The organism is Rhizobacter sp. AJA081-3 (assembly GCF_017795745.1).
Taxonomy (GTDB): domain Bacteria; phylum Pseudomonadota; class Gammaproteobacteria; order Burkholderiales; family Burkholderiaceae_C; genus Piscinibacter.
The window spans coordinates 3,237,801-3,255,795 of record NZ_CP059067.1 but is presented as its reverse complement, the minus strand read 5'-3'; the positions used below and the strand labels follow the sequence as shown (position 1 = coordinate 3,255,795).

Genomic DNA, 17,995 nt, shown 5'->3' with positions numbered 1-17,995 from the left:
ATAGGTCGACCGGCCCGCGTCGCGGTGCCGGGCCGTGAGCCATGACCCTGCCGACGAAACTCCTTCTTGCCGCCACGATGCTGCTCGCTTCGGCCGGCGGAGCGCAGGCCGACGTGCAACTGCTGCAGCCCTTCGGCACGCCGGGCGGGACGATCAACGCTCCCTGGCATCTGGCCGGCCTGCCGCACCAGAAGCAGCCGTTCACGCGCTTCTCGGTGGTCGAGCTCGACGGCCGCCGCGCCTTGCGCGTGGAGGCGGACGGCGCCTACGGCAACCTGGTGCACCCGCTGCGCGCCGACGGCGCCGGGCTCATGCTGTCGTGGTCGTGGCGGGTGGACGAGTTCGTCGCAGCGTCCGATCTCACGACGAAGCGTGGCGACGACTCTGCCGTCAAGGTCTGCGTGTTCTTCGAGATGCCGATGTCGAATCTGCCCTTTGTCGAGCGGCAACTGCTGCGCATGGCGCGGGCGGCCAGCGACGAGCCCTTGCCGGCCGCGACCGTCTGCTACGTGTGGGACCGCACGCTGCCGGCTGGCACCGAGCTGGACAACGCCTTCACCCACCGGCTGCGTTACGTCGTGCTGCGCAGCGGCGCGCCGAGCCGGGCACGCTGGCAGCCCGAGCGCCGCGATGTCGCGGCCGACTTCCTGAAGCTGTTCGGTCACGAGAGCACGCAGGTGCCGCCCATCGTGGGCATCGCCGTCGGTGCCGATGCCGACAACACCCATGGCCACAGCGTCGCCCACGTGGCCGACCTGGTCCTCGCGCCTTGAAGCGCCTGCTGTTGCTGGGCGGCGGGCATGCGCACCTGCAGGTGATGCGCGCCTTCGCCACCGAGGCCGTGCCCGCGGCCGAGCTGACACTGGTCACACCCTATCCGCGGCTCACCTACTCGGGCATGGTGCCTGGCCATGTGGCCGGCCACTATTCGCTGGAGCAGTGCAGCGTGCCGCTGGCGCCGATGGCCGAGCGTGCCGGCGTGCGCCTGCTGCAGGGTGCCGCCACCGGCATCGACGCCGCCCGGCGCAGTGTGACGCTGGCCGACGGCCGCAGCCTGCCTTACGACGTGCTCAGCCTGGACATCGGCGCCACGGTCGACCGCGAAACGATCCCCGGTGCGCGCGAGCATGGCCTGTTCGTGCGTCCGATCGAGGCCTTCACGCAGCTGTGGAGCCGCATGGCCGAGCTCGGCCGCGAACGCGCCTTGTGCGTGGTGGTGGTCGGCGGCGGCGCGGCCGGCGTCGAGCTGGCGCTGGCCATCCACCACACGCTGGGCGATCGTTCGCACGTGAGCCTGGTCACCGGCGGTGGCGTGCCCCTGCCCACGCACCCGCCGTCGGTGCAGCGGCGTGCCTTGAAGGCGCTCAAGCGGCGCAACGTCACCGTGCTCGAGGACAGCTGCGCCGAGATCAGCGCCGAGCACGTGCTGCTCGGCCGCGGCACGCGCGTGGCCTGCGATGCGGCGGTGGTGGCCCTGGGCGCAGCGGCGCCGGCCTGGCTGCACGACAGCGGCCTGGCGCTGGACGAGCGCGGCTTCGTCGAGACTGGGCCCACCCTGCAGAACAGCTCGCACCCCGAGGTGTTCGCCGCCGGCGACGTGGCCACGCGCAACGACGATCCGCACCCGAAGAGCGGCGTCTACGCGGTGCGTGCCGGTGCGCCGCTGGCGCTGAACCTGCGCCGCTTCCTGGCCGGCGGCGAGCTGCTGCCCTACCGCCCGCAGCGGCGAGCGCTCAACCTGCTGGCCTGCGGCGAGAAGTACGCCATCGCGAGCTGGGGCGCCTGGTCGGCCGAAGGCGCCTGGGTGTGGCGCTGGAAAGACCGCATCGACCGCGACTTCATGCGGGCCCACGGCGGCGTCGGCTGAACCCGGTCGCCGACTGGGCCAGAATCGACCCAATCCCTTTCCCCTGGAGATGCCCATGAATCACCTCGCCGCTGCCGACGACAAACCCACCGCCAAGCCCGACCGCCTGGAGGAGCAGCTCTCCTTCAAGTCGCGCTACGTGCTGGTGTTCGGCGAGATCGACGACAAGCTCGCCCTGGCCACCTGCCGGCGGCTGCTCGCGCTGTCGGAGGACTCCGATGCGCCGATCACCATGCTGATCTCGTCGCCCGGTGGCCACGTCGAGTCGGGCGATGCCATCCACGACATGATCAACTTCGTGCGTGCGCCGGTCACCACGGTGGGCACGGGCTGGGTGGCCAGTGCGGGGGCGCACATCTTCCTGGCGCCGCCCAAGGAGCGTCGCGTGTGCCTGCCCAACACGCGCTTCATGATCCACCAGCCGGCCGGCGGCGCCGGCGGCCAGGCCACCGACATCGCCATCCAGGCCAAGGAGATCCTGCGCACCCGCGAGCGCATCGCGCGCGTCATCGCCGTGCAGACGGGCAAGCCGCTGGACAAGGTGTTGTCCGACATGGAACGCGACCACTGGATGAGCGCCGACGAGGCCGTGGCCTACGGCATCGTCTCGCGCGTCATCGCGCGGCAGAAGGAACTGGGCTGACGGGGCGCCGGCTGGTCATGCCGGCTCGCGCAGCAATGCGGCGAGCCGGTCGAGGTTCTGCTCGTTGGCCGGCACCGCGATGACGGCGATGCGTCGGCACTCTTCGGCGCTGGCGAAGCGCTGCCGCCATCCCACCGCGGTGCGCGGGCCGTGGTCCGAGAAGGTGATGCTCATCTCGAAGGCCGGGCTGGAGAGGTGGTTGAACACCACGCGCTGCCCCGGCAGCACTTCGACGAAAACACTCTCGTTCGCGTAGTCGACCCCGTCGGGGCCGTGCATGACGAAACGCCAGGCGCCGCCGGCACGCAGCTCGAAGGTCTCGAAGGTGTTGGTGAAACCCGCCGGGCCCCACCAGCGAGCCAGTTGCGCCGGGTCGGAGAAGGCCTCGTAGACACGAGCGCGAGGCGCGGCGATCACTCGCGAGGTCACCAGCTCGCGGTCGGCCGCGCGCTCGTGGCCGGGGTAGGGCGCTTCGCTCATGCAGCGCATCCTACTCTGCGACCCGTGCACATGCAGCCCCCTTGTCAGGCCGTGTAGGGCGCGTGCACGAGACGCTGGGAGATCCACCAGAGGTTGCCGTGCGCGTCACGCACGCCGCCCTGCCGGTCGCCGTAGGGCATGTCGGCCACCTCCATCTCCAGCGTGGCGCCGTGTGCGAGGGCCTGGCGCATCGCGGCCTGCGCATCGGCCACGTAGAGGTAGTACGCACCGCTCATCGCCGGGTAGGCGAGCGACGCCTCGCTGACCATCACGGTGCTGCCGTGCAGCGCCACCTGCACGTTGGCCACCTTGCCGTCGGGGCGCAGGCTGCGCAGCAGCTCCCGCCCGCCCAGGCCGTCGATGAGGAAGGCGATGAAGCGCGGCGCGTCATCGACGAAGAAGTAGGGCGTCACCGCGCCGAAGCCGGGCGGGATGTACGGCACCGGCGCGGCTTTCGCCGCCGCCGGATCGGGCTGCACGATGCCCTCGCCATGCGGCGCCGCGGCGAATGCCGGCAGCGCCTCGGCGCGCGCCGAGAACGCCGCCAGATGCGGGCAGCGCGTTGCTGGCACCTTGCCGGGCAGCAGGCTCTGCACGAACTGCCAGGTGACGGCAGCGCTCACGCCGGCCTGCGTGATGCCCTCGGTGCTGGCGTCCAGCGGCTCGCGCGCCAGCTCCTGCTCGAGCGCGTCGAAGGCCGCCAGCATCTGCCCGGTGACCCGAGTCACCCAGGGCTCGTGCAGCTTCTCGGGCGGGCGCACGCCGTGTTCGTAGACGATCTGCACGCTCTTTTCGCAGGCGGCCAGCGCCAGGCCGGTCAAGGCCAGCGCATGCTGCCGCTGCGGCAGCGACTCGGGCAGCAGCGTGCGCGGTCGGGCCAGCGCCTCGGCGTATTCGATGATCAGCGTCGAGTCCATCAGCACCTCGCCGTCGTCGCACACCAGGGTGGGAGCGCGCACGACCGGGTTGATGCGGCGGAAGTCCTCGAAGCCGCGGAACACCGACAGAGACTGGTGCTCGAAACGCAGGCCGAGCAGTTGCAGCGAGATTGCCACCCGCCGCACGTAGGGCGAGTCGAGCATGCCGAAGAGCTTCATGCGGTCACTCCTTTGCGGCGCCGGCGCGGCGCCGGGTCACTGGCCGGGCTGCGGGCCGTCGTAGCCCTCGACGATGACGATGTCGGCCACCGAGACCGGCTGGCGCAGCTTGATGGCCGCCTGGTAACCCGGCGAGTTCCAGCAGTCCAGCGCTGCCTGGTACGTGGGGAACTCGATCACCACGTTGCGGCTGCGTGCGCTGCCTTCGGGGTTCTCGAAGCGGCCGCCGCGCGCGAGGAAGCGCCCGCCGAACTCGGCCAGCGGCTTCGCGTTGGCGGCGACGTAGGCCTTGTACTGCTCGGCGTCGCGCACGTCGACATGGGCGATCCAGTAGCCCTTGGGCATGGTCATTCTCCTGAAATCGGCCGCGCGGCAGCTCAGTCGCCGTCGCGCCGCGTGACGGCGAACGCCGCCGCCTGCGTGGGGAACAGCTCGGCGTAGGTCGGCGACTCGATGCCCAGCACCTGCACTTCCATGCCGTCCGGCCCCAGCTCGGGCGAGAAGTCGAGGATCTGCACCTGGCCGTCGGCAGCGAGCTCGCGGCCGTCGGGAGCCAGCACACGCAGCGTCAGGCCGAGCTGCGAACCGTCGCGCGTGGCGATCACGCGGGCCTGGATGGCCGCGTAGGCCGCCGTCGGCATGAAGCGGCCGGCGGCCACGCCCATCGGCGGATCGCCATGGTCGAGCTCGGAATGGCCGATGAGGATGCGTCCGGCGAGGACGTCGAAGCGTGGCATGGTCGGGCCGGGCGACAGCCACCCGGAAGATGAATCGGCGCGATGCTAGCCCAAGCGCGCCGATTCGCCTGCGGAGCGGCTGCGGGGGTCACAGGGCCTTGATCTGCACCTTGCGAAACTTCACGACACCGCGGCCCCATTGCAACGCGATCGGTCCGCTGGCCAGCTTCGCGTCGCGCACGTCGACCGTCTTCGTGCCGTTGAGCACCAGCACGAGGCGGTCGCCCTGCGCCGTGATCTCGTAGGTGTTCCACTTGCCGCCGGCCTTGGGCATCGGGTCCGGCGCCTTGGCCACCTTGACGATCGCGCCGGTGCCGTAGCTCGGGTCGGGCCGCTGGTCGAAGATGTTGGCCTCGTAGCAGTTCTCATCGGTGATGCTGGCCGGGTCCTGGCAGCGCACGAAGATGCCGCTGTTGGCGTCGTCGCTGGACCAGAACTCGGCGCGGATGACGAAGTCCTTGTACGAAACCTTGGTCACCAGGTAGGCCGGCGTCTTGCCGCCGGCGCTGGCCTGGATGGCGCCGTCGGCGCCGGACCAGTTGGCCTCGCCGACGCGGTTGAAGTTGTCCAGGCCCTGGGTGCCGTCGACCAGCGTGGTCCATCCGCCCAGGCCCGGCATCGAGGCGCAGCCGGCCAGGGCCGCGGCGGCAGCGGCTGCTGCGGCCAGGCGCAGCGATCGAGGAATCTTCATGCTCTTGTCTCCCGGAGGTGTCGGCCACCCGGCGGGCGTCCGTGGCCACGATCTTGCCGGCAGCGCATGGGTTTGCACAAGCGCGCCGAGGGGTGGGCTTCACCGTATGGCGTCGATCCCGGCATCGAGTTGCGCCCATGCCGCGGCCACGGCCTCGCCCCAGGCCCCGGGCAGCGGCGTCCACTCGAAGCAGCGGCGTGCTTCCGTGAGCGCCGCGTCCAGCGGCAATCCGGCGCCCATCGCCCGCGCCAGCTGCGAGATCGCACCGAGGTGGGGCTGCACGATCGGTGCATGGCGGTGCACCTGCGGCGCATGATGCGCGAGCACCTTGAGCAGTTCCACCAGCGCGGCCAGCCGCTCGGGCGACCCGTGAATCTCGCGCGACTCCCCCAGATCGGCGGGAGCCTTCGGCGAGCCGGGATAGTCGGCCAGCCACAGGCGGCCGGCGTCGTCCTGCGTGTATTCCAGCCAGTTCAGCAGGTCGACGAAGAGCACGTCCATGTGGCGTGGCCGGCTAGGCCGAACATTCGTACAGAGGCGCGATCACCAGCGGCGCTTCCAGCACCTGCGCCAGCACCGCCTGGTGCTCCAGGTCGATCGGCAGCTGCGAGGCGCCGTAGGCCGAGTAGGCGCGCTGCACGTCTTCCGCTTCCATCACGTAGACGAGCACCGCGCCCTCCGCGCCGGGCAGCACGTAGAGCTGCTCGTGGCGCGTGCCTTCCTGGGCGAGCGACTGTCGCGCCTCGTCCTGGCGGGTGGCGAGTTCGGCGAGCCAGTCGCGCAGCCGGTCTTCCTGGCCGGCGCGGATGCGGGCGAACGAGAAGGTGAGCATGGGGGCCTCCGGAGTGTGGGCGTTCGGTTCAACGGGACGCGTCGGCACGCATGCCAGCGTGCAGGTCAATCAGGCTTTTCTGGCTGACCTGGATCAGGCCGCGCCGCGGGCGGTCGAGGTCGAGGATGATGAACACCAGCACGACGATCAGCACGACCATGATGTAGCTGGCCATCGACGGCCGGTGGCCGCCCACGCCGCAGGCGTAGCCGACGATCGCGCCGGCCATCAGGAAGGTCACGTACAGCAGCATCAGCACGAACTCCGGCACGTGGCGCTGCAGCGCCGCGTCGCGCTTGCCGAAGCTGTCGATGAGCGTGTTGACCGACTCGATGAAGAGGATCGGCGTGTACGAATTCGGGTCGAGTTCGAGGGCGCGCCGCGCCACGGCCCACAAGGCCGTCTGCTGCTGCGCCGCACGGGCCATCAGCGCGTCGAGCTGCGCGCGGTCGGCCAGCGTCAGCGTGCTGGCCTGCACGCGCGCGCCGGTGTAATCGCGCAGCAGCGCTGGGCCTTCGCCGCGCAGGGCGGCGGGCAGCAACTGCGTGCGCAGCCAGGCGGTGCCGATGGCGTTGGCCTCGTCGACCACCGCCTCGCTGCGGCTGTCGAAGCGCTGCAGCGAAAGCGAGAAGGTGAAGCCCAGCAGCAGCGCCAGGATGCCGAGGATGGCCGACTGGATGCCGTTGATGTGTTCCTTGGCTGCATCGTTCGTGGGCGCGCTGCGCCGGCGGCCGACACGCAGGCCGATCTCGATGGCCACCGCCATCGAGACGAACAGCACGCCGGCGATCAGCGCGCTGTCGGTGTCGTAGAGCAGCTCCTTCACGGCTGCTTGCGGCAGTCGCCACCCAGCGAGACCGTGCCGTCCTTGCACTCGGTGAGGATGGCGTCCTTGCCGGGCCGGGCCGCCGCGCCGCCTTGCGCATAGACGATCTTCTTCGTGCCCAGGTCGCAGCTACCGACCACCTTGCCTTCGACCTTGGCGGCGGCATCGACAGTGCGCAGCGTGAACGACTGCACCCCGGAGGCGCGGATCTTCGCGTCGATGCGGGCCTGGATGGCCTCGCAGGTGTCGGCCGCGCCGGCCGGTGCGGCCAGTGCCAGCAGCGGGGCGATCAGGGCGAGGGCGAAACGCGTCATATCGGTCTCCTGCGCCGATGGTTCCGGGGGATGCCTGCGCCGCTGCTCACTGGCGCAAGGGCAGCACCACGCCGATGGCGATGAAGACGCCGCCGCAGGCCTGGTTGAAGCGCCGCCCCACACGTTCGAGCCAGGGGCTGATGCGGTGCGCCATGTGGGCGATGAACAGCTCGGTGCCGATCTCGATCAGCGCGAAGGTGCCGGCCATCACGACGAACTGCACGAACAGGCTGCGCGCCGGGTCGATGAACTGCGGCAGGAAGGCGGCGAAGAAGAGCAGCCCCTTCGGGTTGGTGACCGCCGACAGCAGCCCCTGGCGGAACAGCGACCAGCCTGCGCGCGGCGCCGCCGCGGCCGGCACCGGCAGGCCGATCGGCGGCGAGCGCCAGACCTGGATGCCCAGCCACACGAGGTACGCGCCGCCCACCCACTTCATGACCGTGAGCCACAGCAGCGAGGTCTGCAGCAACGCGCCGATGCCGAACATCGACAGCGCGACCACGGCGATGAAGCCCACCGAGCCGCCGAGGATGGTGAACAGCGTCTTGCGCGGCCCGTGCATCGCGCCGTGCGTGAGCGCCAGCAGCCCGTTGGGGCCTGGAGACAGCGACAGGCCGATCGAGGCCAGCAGGTAGACGAGCCAGGTGTCCAGGTTCATGAGCGAAGGCGTGATCGGCTCAGCGCCGCCGGCCCCGCACGGGCGGTGGCGCCTCGACGCGGCGGCGATCGTGGGCTGCCAGCACGGATTTCAGCGTCGCGCGCTCCGCCTGCGGCAGCGCGGCGGCGAGCACGGCGTCGGCCAGCACGGCGCGCACCACCTGCGCATCGGCGTCGTTGCGCACCTGGCCATGCTTGACGATGGCGGCGTAGCGGCCCCAGACCCGCTGGCGCACCTGCGACAAGGAGAGCAGTCCCTTGGCGTGCATTTCCGCATCCAGCGCCGCCACCTGGGTCCAGGGCCAGTGGCTGGACAGCTCCATGCAGTCGTTCACCGCCATGCGCAGGCTGCCCGGCGCCCGCGCGGGATCGTCGCGCTCGGCCGCCTCGACCAGCGCCAGCGGCCGCTGCTCCGGCGCCATGGCGCGCGCGGCAGCGAAGCGCTCGCTGAAGTACTTCAGAAAGGCCTTGAGCTCGATGTACTCGGCCGTGGGGGCCGGCGGTTCAGGCTGCGACATCGTCACCGCGGCCCTCAACCGAACACCGTGTCGCTTTCCGCGTGGCCGCTGCTGAGCAGCAGGCGCAGCACCGGCGTGCCGCCGTCGTGCTCCCAGGCGCGGCCCTGGATGATGAACTGGCGCCCGCCGATGCGGATGGCGTCGCCCGTGGCAGGCGCTACCGAATGGCCCTGCCAGTACTTCGGCACCGTGATCGACGAGCGCCGCAACCAGGCCTGGTCGTCCGACGAGAAGCCCAGCACGATGCGAATTTCCTGCGGTTCCATGACAGCGCCTGTGGTGTTCGACACAGCGCGAGCTTAGCGCCTGTGGGCGGGGCTCACGACGGCGAGCAGTTCGAACACGCTGCACACCACCGGCATGGCCAACGACGGCTCGCGGCCGATGCGGCGGCATTCGCGCGAGAAGAAGGCCCAGTGCGCCTCGCGCCAGAAGGCCAGCGAGCCGTCGCCTTCGCCTTCGATGGCGGCGTATTCGGCCGTCACCTCGCCGTAGGGCAGCACCTGCACCTGCGTGATGCGGGTGATCAAGGCCGGCTCGTTGCGGTGGTCGACGACGATCTCGATCTGCCCGACCTGCGGCAGCGCCTCGTTCTCCGCCTCCATCGCCCACAGCAGGCCGGTGCCGGCGCGTTTGCGGCCTTCGACGATCAGCGCCAGCAGCGACTGCGAGAGATCCGGCGAATCGCCGTAACCATCGACGCGCACCGGCCCCGGGGGCAGCTCGACCGCCAGCGCGCGCAGCCGGGCCAGCACGGCGGGCAGGCTGCTCGAGCCCTCGAGTTCGCGCAACATCAGGTGCTCGTCGCGCTCCACCTCTCGCCGCGCATGCTCGTCCGGCGAGGCCATCGCGAAGCCGAGCCGATCGAGCAGTCGCCGTGAGCGCTGGTTTTCCTGCTTGAGCACGGCCGACACGTGGCGCACGCCGAAGCGTTCGGCCAGCTCGCCGAGCATCGCCTCCACAGCTCGCCGTGCCAGGCCGCGGCCCCACCAGGCACTGCCCAGCTCGTAGGCGATGGCCGCGTGGCCGCCGGGGTAGACGGTGGCCTGCACGTAGCCGATCAGTGTGCCCTCCTGCAGCCGCATGACCCAGTTCAGCCACTGCTCGCGGCCGTTCGGCGAGCGCCGCGATTCGAGCTCGGCGAAACGTTCGCGCAGGCCTTGCAGCGACTGTGGCGGTGCGTTCTCGTACTCGTAGATCGCCGGGTCGCTGAGCACGGCGAACATCTCTGCGGCATGCGCCGCGACTTGCGGCTCGAGCGTCAGGCCCTCGGCGTGGACGATGCGCATGGGGCGGCTCGTGCGGCGCTGCGATCAGGCCGCCGGGGCGGCCGCCAGCGCCTTGTGCATGAACACGCTCAGCGGGTCGTCGGCGTAACTGCCGAAACGCGCGCAGCGCGTGTAGCCGCAGCGCGCGTACAGGCCGAGCGCTTCGGGCTGGTAGGGCCCGGTCTCCAGCCTCAGCCGCCGGCAGCCGCGTGCCTGCGCCGCCGATTCGAGCCGATCGAGCAACTGCTTCGCTGTTCCCAGGCCCCGGCACTCGGGCGTCACGTACATGCGCTTGAGCTCGCCGTCGCCATCGCCCAGCACCACGGCGCCACAGCCCACGGCTCGGCCGTCGGCCGAGCGCGCCACCGCGAAGATCACATGTGGCTGCACCAGCGTGCGCAGATCGAGCGAGTGGCGGCTCTCCGGCGGATAGAGGGTGTCCTGGTAGGCATCGAGCTGCGCGATCAGCGCGATGACTTCGGGCTGGTCGGGGGACTCGAAGGAGATGTGCACGGGGCTCATGGCAGTTTGTCGGCCGGGCAGCGCCTGGCGCCGTGCGCCACGCGGTGAAGGGTGAACTCCTTCTGCGTGTCGATGTCGCGGTAGCGGTGCGTGCGGGCGTCGATGGACAGGATGTCGGTGCAATAGCGGCCACCCGGCCGCAGCCAGAAGTTGTCGCTGGCGAAGGCGACCGTGTAGCACATGCGGCGGCCGCTCACGCTGACCGGCCCTCCGCCGCGGAACGGACGCGGGTCGTCGTCGGTGCGCCCGCAGGCTTCGAAGCTGCCGTCGGCGAAGAACTCGTCGTAGGCCCAGCAGGTGCGGCCGCCGTCGTTCGAGTTGCACCAGACGCCTTGCAGGGCCTGGAGCAGCGCCGCGTCCTGCGCGGCCGTGGCCGCAGGCACCATGCCCGCCATCGCAGCAGCCAGGGCGAGCGCCGGGCCGGTCATCCAGCGCAGGCGGTGGGGATCATTGCCAGCAGTCATGCGGAAAGGTCAGAGACGGGCGAGGAAGTCCTCGATCACCCGGTTGACCGGCTCGGGGTCGGTCACCGGGCCCATGTGGCCGAGCGTGTCGAACCGATGCAGCGTGGCGCGCGGCAGCGCGGGCGCGAGCAGCCGGGCCACGCCAAGTGCCGCCGCGGTCGACCGGCCGCCGACCATGTACAGCACGGGCAGGTCGAGCGAGCGGAAGGCCGCCAGCGGCGTGGGTTCGGTGAACAGCGCCTGCGCCCAGTGCCGCACGTTCCTCACCGAGGCGGCGATCGGCAGCTGGCGCGATTCGGGCATGCCCGCCCAGCTGCCCGCGCCCATCCAGTAGTCGATGAACTGTTCGGCCGCCCCCTTTGCGTCGCCGCGATCGAGGGCCGCTGCGGCCGCCGCCACGGCATGGCGGATCCCGTCGGCGGCATTGGGCTGCGGCGACTCCGACTCGATCAACGAGAACAGCGTGGGCTCGTACAGCATCAGCGCCTTCACGCGCGCCGGCTGCCGAAGCGCGGCGATCAGCGCCACCGCCGCGCCGTAGGAATGGCCCACCAGCACCAGCGGCGAGCCGGCCCGCTGCAACACCGGCTCGATGAACTCGGCCTCGTCGGCCAGGGCCGGTGGGCGATCCAGCGGCCAGTCGGGGCTCTTGCCCGCACCGTAGGCATCGGGCGCCAGCACCCGGTGCTGCGGCGACAGGCTGTCCATCAGCCCACGCCACTGGCTGGATGAACTGGCGTTGGAGTGCAGGCACACGACGCCAGGCCCGCTGCCGGACTCGCGGACGAAGACGTCGGACACTGCCATGTGCGCCTGCCCCCGGTGCGCCTTCGCTCAGCGCGCGACCGTGGCCTCGGCCAGGCCGCCCAGGGCCTTGCGCAGGTTCTCGACCACCGGGCAGGCTGCGGCGCCATGCCGCGCGGCGAGGTAGGCCGGGTCGTTGTAGCCCAGCCAGACCTGGCCGGCGGCGTCTTCCCAGACGAGCGCCTTGAGCGGCAGGTCGATGCCGGCCGTCTGCGCGCACTCCATCAGCGGCGTGCCGCCCTGCGGGTTGCCGAAGATCAGCAGCTCGGTGGCGCGCAGGCTCTTGTTGACCTTGGCCGCGCCCGCCGCGTGATCGATCCGGGCGAAGACACTCAGGCCGCGCTGCTTGACCAGCTCTTCGAGCTTGTCCATGGTGGCCTTGGCTGCGTGCGGGCTCTTCAGCTCGATCAGCCCATCGGCGGCGCTGGCGGCGACGCTCGCCGCGGCCAGCACGAACGCGAGGATTGCAGACGACAACTTCATGGGCCGGACCCTGCTGGATGGAGGAGGCGGCCAGTATGCCTTCCGATCCATCGCTGCCGTATCCCGCGAAGCCTGCGGCTCCGATCCTGCGCGGTCGACCCCGGTCACTGCAGCCGCACGGCCGAATCGAAGTACCAGGTCCGGCGGATCTCGATCACGTCGTACGCGCGAGCCAGGTTGGGCGGGAAGGCCGGGTAGGGCCGCTGGGCCTCCACGATGCGCCGGATGGCTTCATCGACTTCCGCCACGCCGCTGGAGGTCACGATCGTCACCGACTCCACGGATCCGTCGCTGCGCACGGCGACCGTCACCATCGGTGGCGTGTGGGGGCGCTGGGCCACCGCGCGGACCGTGTCGAGCGTCGTGTTGAACTGGATCTTGCGGGCCCAGGCCTCCGCGTACTGGACCAGCTCCGCGTTCGGGTCGGTGCGGCCCCAGAGCCTGACGCGCCGCGCGGTGCTCAAGGAGTAGGGCAGGGCATTGGGCTGGCGTGCGGCAGCGTCGCGCCGGTCGGCCTCCTCGTCGAGCTGGCGTCCGATGGCGCGGCGCACCGCTTCCCGTCGCGCCTCCTCCTCGTCTCGTGCGGCCTGAACGCGTGCGGCCTCCTGTGCCGCTGCGGCCTGACGCGCAGCTTCCTGCCGTGCCGCCTCGGCACGAGCGGCTTCCTGGCGCTGCCCCTCCAGCTGCGCCGCCGCCTGCCGCGCAGCGGCCGCGCGGTCGGCCTCTCGCCGTGCGGCTTCGACGCGAGCGGCTTCCTGGCGCGCCGCCTCCTGTCTTGCCGCCTCCTGGCGCTCTGCCTCCTGCCGAGCCGCGACTTGCCGGGCGGCTTCCTGCCGCGCCGCCTCCTGGCGCTGTGACTCCTGTTGAGCCGCCGCCTGCCGCGCCGCCTCCTGGCGCTGCGACTCCTGTTGAGACGCTGCCTGTCGTGCGGATTCCTGGCGTTCTGCTTCCTGCCGTGCGGCCTCGATGCGAGCGGCTTCCTGTCGAGCCGTCTCCTGGCGTTGCGTCTCCTGCTGGGCCGCAGCCTGTCGAGTCGCCTCCTGACGTTCGGCCTCGCGCCGTGCGGCGTCGATGCGAGCGGCTTCCTGCCGTGCAGCCTCCTGTCGCTCTCTCTCCTGCTGGGCCGAAGCCTGTCGCGCAGCGTCCTGACGTTCGGTCTCGCGCCGTGCAGTCTCCTGCCGTTCAGCCTCCTGCCGTTCGGCCTCGACGCGGGCCGCTTCCTGGCGAGCGGCTTCCTCGCGCTGTGCCTGCAACGCGGCTTCGTCGGATTCGCGCTGCGGCGAGGGCAGCATCTGCGGGCTCGACGCGCTGGGTGCCACCGCGATCACGGTGGGCGGCGCGACGGGCGCGGGGCCTGCGACCGGCTGCGGCGCTTCGGCCGGCACCGCAGCGGCGACCTCCGGCGGCGCGGCCGGCGCGGGCGCCACGCGTTCGGGTTCCGCAGCGGGCGCAGGTGCTTCCGCGGGAATCGGGGTGATCGCGGGAATCGCGGGAGTCTCGGAGATCGCCGGGACCGCAGGGGGCTCCGCTGGAACCGTTGGCTCCTCCTGAATGATCGGCGTCGCCTTGGCCTGCACGGCCGGTTCGGCCGCCGGCGCCTGGGCCACGGCCTTGGCTTTCGGTGGCCGCGCAGGCGCCTTGGGCGGCGCGGGGCGCGGCGGGCGGGCCACCGGCGGATCGATCCGTGCCGGCGACGCCTGCGCCACCGGCCGCGCCGGTGGCGGTGCGGGGGCGGCGCGCGGCGAGACGAGCACGATGCGCAGGTCGGGCACCTCGACGCGTCGATCCTGCCAGGGGAGCACGAGCCCCGGGAGCCCGCGGGGGTCACCGCCGAACGTCAGCATCAACAGCAGGGCGTGGCTCAGCAGCGAAACCACCAGCGCGATCACCTGGGGCCTGCGATCACGGCCCGTGCTTCGGATCAGTCCCTGCCCGCGCCGCCCGTCACTCGAAGATCGCCCGGGCCCCGGCGGCCGCGCCGGCCCAGGCGCGGCCACGCGGGAGTCGTTCGAGTTCCGCATCTGGGCCATTGCACCGATTCTCGCGGATCCGGCCATGGCCCCCCTGGGCAACGGGCCGCGTCTGCCGTGCCCGCGCGTGCCGGTCCCTTGGTCAGCCCGGCGCCGGCGTGATTGCCCCGGCGCCCTGCGGCCACTCGTGCGAGAGGCAACCGAAGACCTGGGTGTCGTAGGTGATGCCCTTGCCGACCCAGCGCTGGCGCAGCGTGCCCTCGAGCGTGAAGCCCACCCGGGCCAGCAGCCGGCAGGAGGCGACGTTGGCCGGATTCACCTCCGCCTCGATGCGGCGCACGCCCAGCGTGCCGAAGAGCTGGCTGCACACCGCCTGCAGCGCCTCGCGCATCAGCCCCTGGCCCCAGTGGGCGCGGCCGAGCACGTACCCCAGTTCGAGGCGCTGGCTGCCGGCGTCGTGCTTGAAGAGCAGCAGCGTGCCGATCACGGCCACGTCGGCCCGGCGCACGACGACGAGTTGCTGCCCGGTGCCCGTGGCGCCGAGCGCCTCCATGCGCGCGAGCCAGGCCGCGCCGTCGTCCAGCGACGACCAGGTGGCGTACGGCAGGAACTGCGTCACCTGTGGGTCGCCATTGATGGCCAGCAGCGCCGGCAGGTCCGTCGCGGCCACCGGCCGCAAGGCGATCCGCTCGGCCTCGATGTGCGTGATCAGCGGGAAGCTCATGGTGCTCGCGCGTCGATCAGCGCGCCGAGATCGCTGCCACCACCGTGAGGATGCCCAGCACGAGATTGAGCGCGACCATGCGGCGGATGCCGTTGAGGGCTTGCGCTGCCCGCGGCCACGCGGCCTCGGCGCAGGCGGAACGCAGCTTCGGATAGAGCACCGCATGGACGTAGGCGAATACCGCCGACATGAGCAGGCCCAGCGCCAGCATCAGGTGCCAGCCGATGGGTGCCTGCGCGAAGCCGGTCTGCGCCAGCATGGCGAAGCCGGTAGCCAGCAAGGCGAGCACCGCCACGGCGGCGGCCGGCAGGAAGCGAGCGAAGGTGGCCGACCACAAGGGCAGGCGCTGCGGCGGCTCGAGCACCTGGGCGGCGGCCGGACGCAGGCAGACATAGGCGAAGAACATGCCGCCGATCCACAGGATCGCGCCGAGCAGGTGAACGAGGATCAGTGCTTGTCGCATCATTCAGCGGCCTGTGAGAAGTGCGTGCGGGTTGCGGGCGCCGCGACGTCGAGGCGCGGCGGTCCGGATCATCGCCGCATTCAGGCGGTGGTGTCGGCCGCAGGGCTGAAGCGCGGCATCCGCCGGCCTTCGGACTCGACCTGTTCGAGGAACATCGCGTGCGGCCGCACCCACAGGCCGCCGTCGCCGTACAGCGCTCGGTACAGGACCAGCGGCTCGAGTGTCTCGCTGTGGCGCACCACGGCCACGACCTCGTAGTCGCCGCCCTTGTAGTGGCGGTAGCGGCCGGGCGCGAGCGGCGGCAGAGGCGGCAGGTCGCTCATGCCGTGCGCCCGAAACGTGCGGCCGAACGGGCGCGGGCGCGGGCGGCCTCGGTCTCGCGATCGCGCGGTTGGGCCGTGGTGATCAGCGAGCCGATCAGCTCACGCGCCGAGGCGGCCACCTGCTCGACGGCCCGCTCGAAGGCAGCCTCGTTGGCGCGCGAGGGCAGGTTGAATCCGCTGAGCTTGCGCACGAACTGCAGCGAAGCGTCGCGGATCTCGAGCTCGGTGGCCGGGGGCTCGAAGTTGAACAGCGTCCGGATGTTGCGGCACATGGGCATCTCCGCGTGGGGGGTGGATGCCGGTGGCCCGGCAGCGGCGCCGCAGTATCGGCAATGCAGGCGGCGCTGGCAACCCGGCCCCGGGCGAAGTGCCCGAGGCGGATCAGGCGGCGCGCGCCGCGTCCGCGAAGCGGTGCACGGCCAGGGCCCGGGCCGCGAAGCTGCCGCTGATCAGGCCGAACACGGCACTTGCCGCGCCGACGCACCAGGCGGCCTCGACCACCGGCGAACCCACGCCGCGGGCCAGGCCCAACGCGAACTTGACGGCGAAGATGGCGATCAGCAGCACCATCGGCCACCAGCTTCCGGCGACCCGCACGCGCTCGCCTTCGCGGCTCAACCCGCGTGAGCCGATGACCTGGCTGCCCAGCATGATGGCCGCGGCGATGCCGCCGGCCCATGCTGCCAGCGGCAGGGCATCGACGCCGAAGGCCGAGGTCACGCCGTACAGCGAGTAGGCGAGCATCGCGAAAGCGATCAGGGCGACCGTGCCGGGCCGGACCAGGCGGGTGCGCGACAGGCGATAGCCCAGCGCCATCAGGCCGAAGAGCACGAAGAAGACCCAGACGGGGATGTGGCTGATCATGGTGGACTCCTGGGCGGCCGTGGCCGGTGTTCAGTGGCGATGGGCTCACTGTGCCGGGGCCGCCGGGGACCGGCGAGCGCCTTGCGACGAAACGCCGCCGCGCGGCGTGAAGCGTGCGACGGCGGGCGCGAGGCGAGGGTCGGTGCCGGGCGTCGCGGCCCCGGCGAGGCCTGTCTCCTCAGCCCCTTTCGCGGCGCCCGGGTTCGGCGCGATGCAGGTAGACGGTGAAGATGTCGCGAGGCGGCGGCACGTCGGCCTGCGCCATGATGCGACCGACCGCGCCCCGGTGGTAGCCGCCGTGGGTGGCCACGTGGGCCAGCATCTCCTCGCGCGACATCAACCCGTTGGCGCCGTCGGTGAACACGAACTGGAGCGTCTCTTCGAGCTGCCGCGGTGCCAGCCCCTCGATGTACGCCACGTACCAGCGGTCCGTCTGCGCCACGGCATCGCGCAGCTCGGCGAGCGTGGGCGTCTCGGGCGTGTTCGTGGCGGTGTAGGCGTGCGGCTGACCGGCCAGGTGCGCCGCGAAGATGCGGTCGACGACGTGGATGTGGTTGAGCAGGCGGATCGCCAGGTGGCGCTCGGCCTGCCGCGCCTGCGCATCGAGCTTGTCGAGTTCGGCGAACAACTCGGCGTTGGCCCAGGCCTTGTACTTGAACAGCGAGAGAAGCAGGGTGGATGAGCTCATGGCGTGAACGGGAATCAAGGTGTTTCGGAGTACTTCTGTTCCAGCACGTCGCGCCACTCCACCAGCATCTCGGCGATGCGGCGTGCGTGGCTCGGCCGCGCGGCCAGGCCCATCGCGTCGCCCTCGACCTGCAGCAGGTAGCCCATCAGCTGCTGCTCGCCGGCGCCTTCGGCGACGAGGCCGAACACCTCGGGCACGTAGGCGGCGTACTCGTCGCGGGCGAAGGGCTCGCGCGCCACGCCGATCGGGTCCCACAGGTAGTGCAGCACCTCGTCGATGCGCTGGTAGAGCTCTTGTTCGAAGGTCATGGGCGGGATGTCCTTGCGCTGGCTCGCCATGCTGCGGCCCTGCTGCCGCTGCGGCCATCCCGCGAACGAAGTCGCCGCGCGGCTTGACCTGCGAGGTCATTGTCGCCGGTGCCTGCGCGCACCACACTGCGTTCAACTTCTGGAGATATCGACATGCACCGCACGATCCTGATCATCGTCCTGCTCGGCTTCGGCGCGCTCAGCGCGATGGCGATGTGGCAGCACGGCTACTGGGGCATCTTCGAACACCAGTTCGAGAACCTGGCCGGCCTGCAGGTGCTGGCCGACCTTGGCGTCGCGCTCGCGCTGGTGATGGCCTGGATGTGGCGCGACGCGCGGGCGAGCGGCCGCCACCCGCTGCCCTGGATCGTGCTGACGCTGGCGGCCGGCTCGTTCGGCCCGCTGCTGTACCTGCTCACGCGGCGGGCTGCCATGCCCACGTAGAATCCGCC

Annotated in this window: 29 protein-coding genes; 4 read left to right on the top strand and 25 right to left on the bottom strand. The window is 71.3% G+C overall.

The window, feature by feature from the left end:
• Positions 1-41 precede the first annotated feature (41 nt).
• From HZ992_RS15690 to HZ992_RS15680, 3 genes are read left to right on the top strand one after another with little or no spacing between them, the layout of a single operon-like run.
• Entirely contained in the window at positions 42-773 is a 732-nt protein-coding gene (locus HZ992_RS15690; protein ID WP_209382774.1) for a DUF3047 domain-containing protein, read from the top strand.
• Positions 770-1,867 (top strand): FAD-dependent oxidoreductase, encoded by a 1,098-nt coding sequence (locus HZ992_RS15685; protein ID WP_209382773.1) that lies wholly within the window; start codon positions 770-772, stop codon positions 1,865-1,867. The genes HZ992_RS15690 and HZ992_RS15685 overlap by 4 nt, the downstream gene beginning before the upstream one ends.
• A gap of 55 nt (positions 1,868-1,922) precedes the next feature.
• Entirely contained in the window at positions 1,923-2,510 is a 588-nt protein-coding gene (locus HZ992_RS15680; protein WP_209382772.1) for an ATP-dependent Clp protease proteolytic subunit, read from the top strand.
• 15 nt (positions 2,511-2,525) lie between these two features.
• Here the strand turns inward: HZ992_RS15680 and HZ992_RS15675 are convergent, their stop codons facing one another.
• The 25 genes from HZ992_RS15675 to HZ992_RS15555 all read right to left on the bottom strand — a co-directional run bounded on the left by HZ992_RS15675 (position 2,526) and on the right by HZ992_RS15555 (position 17,543).
• Entirely contained in the window at positions 2,526-2,990 is a 465-nt protein-coding gene (locus HZ992_RS15675; protein WP_209382771.1) for an SRPBCC family protein, read from the bottom strand.
• Positions 2,991-3,034: 44 nt separating this feature from the next.
• Positions 3,035-4,087 (bottom strand): glutathione S-transferase N-terminal domain-containing protein, encoded by a 1,053-nt coding sequence (locus HZ992_RS26165; RefSeq protein ID WP_209382770.1) that lies wholly within the window; start codon positions 4,085-4,087, stop codon positions 3,035-3,037.
• A 36-nt stretch (positions 4,088-4,123) separates the two neighbouring features.
• Positions 4,124-4,432, bottom strand: a complete 309-nt coding sequence (locus tag HZ992_RS15665) for a DUF1330 domain-containing protein (protein ID WP_209382769.1) — start codon at positions 4,430-4,432, stop codon at positions 4,124-4,126.
• 32 nt (positions 4,433-4,464) lie between these two features.
• Complete coding sequence (locus tag HZ992_RS15660) at positions 4,465-4,824, bottom strand: hypothetical protein (protein ID WP_209382768.1); 360 nt, start codon at positions 4,822-4,824, stop codon at positions 4,465-4,467.
• 88 nt (positions 4,825-4,912) lie between these two features.
• Positions 4,913-5,515, bottom strand: a complete 603-nt coding sequence (locus HZ992_RS15655; protein ID WP_209382767.1) for a 3-keto-disaccharide hydrolase — start codon at positions 5,513-5,515, stop codon at positions 4,913-4,915.
• Between the two features lie 99 nt (positions 5,516-5,614).
• Positions 5,615-6,016: a hypothetical protein gene (locus HZ992_RS15650; protein WP_209382766.1), complete on the bottom strand. Its 402-nt coding sequence runs from the start codon at positions 6,014-6,016 to the stop codon at positions 5,615-5,617.
• A gap of 13 nt (positions 6,017-6,029) precedes the next feature.
• Positions 6,030-6,347 carry a DUF6176 family protein gene (locus HZ992_RS15645; protein WP_209382765.1) on the bottom strand — a complete coding sequence of 106 codons (318 nt, stop codon included), beginning with the start codon at positions 6,345-6,347 and terminating at the stop codon, positions 6,030-6,032.
• A 28-nt stretch (positions 6,348-6,375) separates the two neighbouring features.
• Positions 6,376-7,173 carry a bestrophin-like domain gene (locus HZ992_RS15640; RefSeq protein WP_209382764.1) on the bottom strand — a complete coding sequence of 266 codons (798 nt, stop codon included), beginning with the start codon at positions 7,171-7,173 and terminating at the stop codon, positions 6,376-6,378.
• A complete protein-coding gene (locus HZ992_RS15635) occupies positions 7,170-7,487 on the bottom strand; it encodes a DUF1161 domain-containing protein (protein WP_209382763.1) in 318 nt (105 codons plus the stop codon). Before HZ992_RS15635 ends, HZ992_RS15640 begins: the two co-directional genes overlap by 4 nt.
• Before the next feature lie 46 nt (positions 7,488-7,533).
• Positions 7,534-8,145 (bottom strand): LysE family translocator, encoded by a 612-nt coding sequence (locus HZ992_RS15630; RefSeq protein WP_209382762.1) that lies wholly within the window; start codon positions 8,143-8,145, stop codon positions 7,534-7,536.
• Between the two features lie 19 nt (positions 8,146-8,164).
• A complete protein-coding gene (locus tag HZ992_RS15625; protein WP_209382761.1) occupies positions 8,165-8,662 on the bottom strand; it encodes a hypothetical protein in 498 nt (165 codons plus the stop codon).
• A 14-nt stretch (positions 8,663-8,676) separates the two neighbouring features.
• A complete protein-coding gene (locus HZ992_RS15620; protein ID WP_209382760.1) occupies positions 8,677-8,928 on the bottom strand; it encodes a hypothetical protein in 252 nt (83 codons plus the stop codon).
• Between the two features lie 33 nt (positions 8,929-8,961).
• Positions 8,962-9,951, bottom strand: a complete 990-nt coding sequence (locus HZ992_RS15615) for a GNAT family N-acetyltransferase (RefSeq protein WP_209382759.1) — start codon at positions 9,949-9,951, stop codon at positions 8,962-8,964.
• A gap of 24 nt (positions 9,952-9,975) precedes the next feature.
• A complete protein-coding gene (locus HZ992_RS15610) occupies positions 9,976-10,443 on the bottom strand; it encodes a GNAT family N-acetyltransferase (RefSeq protein WP_209387193.1) in 468 nt (155 codons plus the stop codon).
• A 5-nt stretch (positions 10,444-10,448) separates the two neighbouring features.
• The gene (locus HZ992_RS15605) at positions 10,449-10,916 is read right to left on the bottom strand and encodes a hypothetical protein (RefSeq protein WP_209382758.1); all 468 of its coding nucleotides are present in this window, start codon (positions 10,914-10,916) and stop codon (positions 10,449-10,451) included.
• Between the two features lie 9 nt (positions 10,917-10,925).
• Entirely contained in the window at positions 10,926-11,723 is a 798-nt protein-coding gene (locus tag HZ992_RS15600; protein WP_209382757.1) for an alpha/beta fold hydrolase, read from the bottom strand.
• Positions 11,724-11,750: 27 nt separating this feature from the next.
• Positions 11,751-12,203 carry a DUF302 domain-containing protein gene (locus tag HZ992_RS15595; RefSeq protein WP_209382756.1) on the bottom strand — a complete coding sequence of 151 codons (453 nt, stop codon included), beginning with the start codon at positions 12,201-12,203 and terminating at the stop codon, positions 11,751-11,753.
• 104 nt (positions 12,204-12,307) lie between these two features.
• Positions 12,308-14,092 carry a TonB family protein gene (locus HZ992_RS15590; protein ID WP_209382755.1) on the bottom strand — a complete coding sequence of 595 codons (1,785 nt, stop codon included), beginning with the start codon at positions 14,090-14,092 and terminating at the stop codon, positions 12,308-12,310.
• Between the two features lie 223 nt (positions 14,093-14,315).
• Entirely contained in the window at positions 14,316-14,897 is a 582-nt protein-coding gene (locus HZ992_RS15585; RefSeq protein ID WP_209382754.1) for a GNAT family N-acetyltransferase, read from the bottom strand.
• A 16-nt stretch (positions 14,898-14,913) separates the two neighbouring features.
• Positions 14,914-15,360: a CopD family protein gene (locus HZ992_RS15580; RefSeq protein WP_371816737.1), complete on the bottom strand. Its 447-nt coding sequence runs from the start codon at positions 15,358-15,360 to the stop codon at positions 14,914-14,916.
• A gap of 80 nt (positions 15,361-15,440) precedes the next feature.
• Positions 15,441-15,683, bottom strand: a complete 243-nt coding sequence (locus tag HZ992_RS15575) for a DUF1653 domain-containing protein (protein WP_209382752.1) — start codon at positions 15,681-15,683, stop codon at positions 15,441-15,443.
• Positions 15,680-15,955, bottom strand: a complete 276-nt coding sequence (locus HZ992_RS15570; RefSeq protein ID WP_209382751.1) for a DUF2277 domain-containing protein — start codon at positions 15,953-15,955, stop codon at positions 15,680-15,682. Before HZ992_RS15570 ends, HZ992_RS15575 begins: the two co-directional genes overlap by 4 nt.
• Before the next feature lie 109 nt (positions 15,956-16,064).
• Positions 16,065-16,547, bottom strand: a complete 483-nt coding sequence (locus tag HZ992_RS15565) for a DUF6622 family protein (protein WP_209382750.1) — start codon at positions 16,545-16,547, stop codon at positions 16,065-16,067.
• 178 nt (positions 16,548-16,725) lie between these two features.
• Positions 16,726-17,235, bottom strand: coding sequence for a DinB family protein (locus HZ992_RS15560; RefSeq protein ID WP_209382749.1), 510 nt, complete (start codon positions 17,233-17,235; stop codon positions 16,726-16,728).
• 14 nt (positions 17,236-17,249) lie between these two features.
• The gene (locus HZ992_RS15555; RefSeq protein ID WP_209382748.1) at positions 17,250-17,543 is read right to left on the bottom strand and encodes a hypothetical protein; all 294 of its coding nucleotides are present in this window, start codon (positions 17,541-17,543) and stop codon (positions 17,250-17,252) included.
• A 153-nt stretch (positions 17,544-17,696) separates the two neighbouring features.
• Between HZ992_RS15555 and HZ992_RS15550 the strand changes: the two genes are divergently transcribed.
• Positions 17,697-17,987: a DUF2834 domain-containing protein gene (locus HZ992_RS15550; RefSeq protein ID WP_209382747.1), complete on the top strand. Its 291-nt coding sequence runs from the start codon at positions 17,697-17,699 to the stop codon at positions 17,985-17,987.
• Positions 17,988-17,995: the final 8 nt, after the last annotated feature.

Excerpts from the sequence above, each read along its gene's own strand:
- HZ992_RS15625 (WP_209382761.1), bottom strand. The coding sequence starts at position 8,662 with ATGTCGCAGCCTGAACCGCCGGCCCCCACGGCCGAGTACATCGAGCTC.
- HZ992_RS15600 (WP_209382757.1), bottom strand. The coding sequence starts at position 11,723 with ATGGCAGTGTCCGACGTCTTCGTCCGCGAGTCCGGCAGCGGGCCTGGC.
- HZ992_RS26165 (WP_209382770.1), bottom strand. The coding sequence starts at position 4,087 with ATGAAGCTCTTCGGCATGCTCGACTCGCCCTACGTGCGGCGGGTGGCA.
- HZ992_RS15580 (WP_371816737.1), bottom strand. The coding sequence starts at position 15,360 with ATGCGACAAGCACTGATCCTCGTTCACCTGCTCGGCGCGATCCTGTGG.
- HZ992_RS15620 (WP_209382760.1), bottom strand. The coding sequence starts at position 8,928 with ATGGAACCGCAGGAAATTCGCATCGTGCTGGGCTTCTCGTCGGACGAC.
- HZ992_RS15565 (WP_209382750.1), bottom strand. The coding sequence starts at position 16,547 with ATGATCAGCCACATCCCCGTCTGGGTCTTCTTCGTGCTCTTCGGCCTG.
- HZ992_RS15675 (WP_209382771.1), bottom strand. The coding sequence starts at position 2,990 with ATGAGCGAAGCGCCCTACCCCGGCCACGAGCGCGCGGCCGACCGCGAG.
- HZ992_RS15630 (WP_209382762.1), bottom strand. The coding sequence starts at position 8,145 with ATGAACCTGGACACCTGGCTCGTCTACCTGCTGGCCTCGATCGGCCTG.
- HZ992_RS15560 (WP_209382749.1), bottom strand. The coding sequence starts at position 17,235 with ATGAGCTCATCCACCCTGCTTCTCTCGCTGTTCAAGTACAAGGCCTGG.
- HZ992_RS15555 (WP_209382748.1), bottom strand. The coding sequence starts at position 17,543 with ATGACCTTCGAACAAGAGCTCTACCAGCGCATCGACGAGGTGCTGCAC.
- HZ992_RS15690 (WP_209382774.1), top strand. The coding sequence starts at position 42 with ATGACCCTGCCGACGAAACTCCTTCTTGCCGCCACGATGCTGCTCGCT.
- HZ992_RS15655 (WP_209382767.1), bottom strand. The coding sequence starts at position 5,515 with ATGAAGATTCCTCGATCGCTGCGCCTGGCCGCAGCAGCCGCTGCCGCC.
- HZ992_RS15550 (WP_209382747.1), top strand. The coding sequence starts at position 17,697 with ATGCACCGCACGATCCTGATCATCGTCCTGCTCGGCTTCGGCGCGCTC.
- HZ992_RS15570 (WP_209382751.1), bottom strand. The coding sequence starts at position 15,955 with ATGTGCCGCAACATCCGGACGCTGTTCAACTTCGAGCCCCCGGCCACC.
- HZ992_RS15605 (WP_209382758.1), bottom strand. The coding sequence starts at position 10,916 with ATGACTGCTGGCAATGATCCCCACCGCCTGCGCTGGATGACCGGCCCG.
- HZ992_RS15585 (WP_209382754.1), bottom strand. The coding sequence starts at position 14,897 with ATGAGCTTCCCGCTGATCACGCACATCGAGGCCGAGCGGATCGCCTTG.
- HZ992_RS15575 (WP_209382752.1), bottom strand. The coding sequence starts at position 15,683 with ATGAGCGACCTGCCGCCTCTGCCGCCGCTCGCGCCCGGCCGCTACCGC.
- HZ992_RS15665 (WP_209382769.1), bottom strand. The coding sequence starts at position 4,432 with ATGCCCAAGGGCTACTGGATCGCCCATGTCGACGTGCGCGACGCCGAG.
- HZ992_RS15635 (WP_209382763.1), bottom strand. The coding sequence starts at position 7,487 with ATGACGCGTTTCGCCCTCGCCCTGATCGCCCCGCTGCTGGCACTGGCC.
- HZ992_RS15615 (WP_209382759.1), bottom strand. The coding sequence starts at position 9,951 with ATGCGCATCGTCCACGCCGAGGGCCTGACGCTCGAGCCGCAAGTCGCG.
- HZ992_RS15680 (WP_209382772.1), top strand. The coding sequence starts at position 1,923 with ATGAATCACCTCGCCGCTGCCGACGACAAACCCACCGCCAAGCCCGAC.
- HZ992_RS15660 (WP_209382768.1), bottom strand. The coding sequence starts at position 4,824 with ATGCCACGCTTCGACGTCCTCGCCGGACGCATCCTCATCGGCCATTCC.
- HZ992_RS15645 (WP_209382765.1), bottom strand. The coding sequence starts at position 6,347 with ATGCTCACCTTCTCGTTCGCCCGCATCCGCGCCGGCCAGGAAGACCGG.
- HZ992_RS15595 (WP_209382756.1), bottom strand. The coding sequence starts at position 12,203 with ATGAAGTTGTCGTCTGCAATCCTCGCGTTCGTGCTGGCCGCGGCGAGC.
- HZ992_RS15650 (WP_209382766.1), bottom strand. The coding sequence starts at position 6,016 with ATGGACGTGCTCTTCGTCGACCTGCTGAACTGGCTGGAATACACGCAG.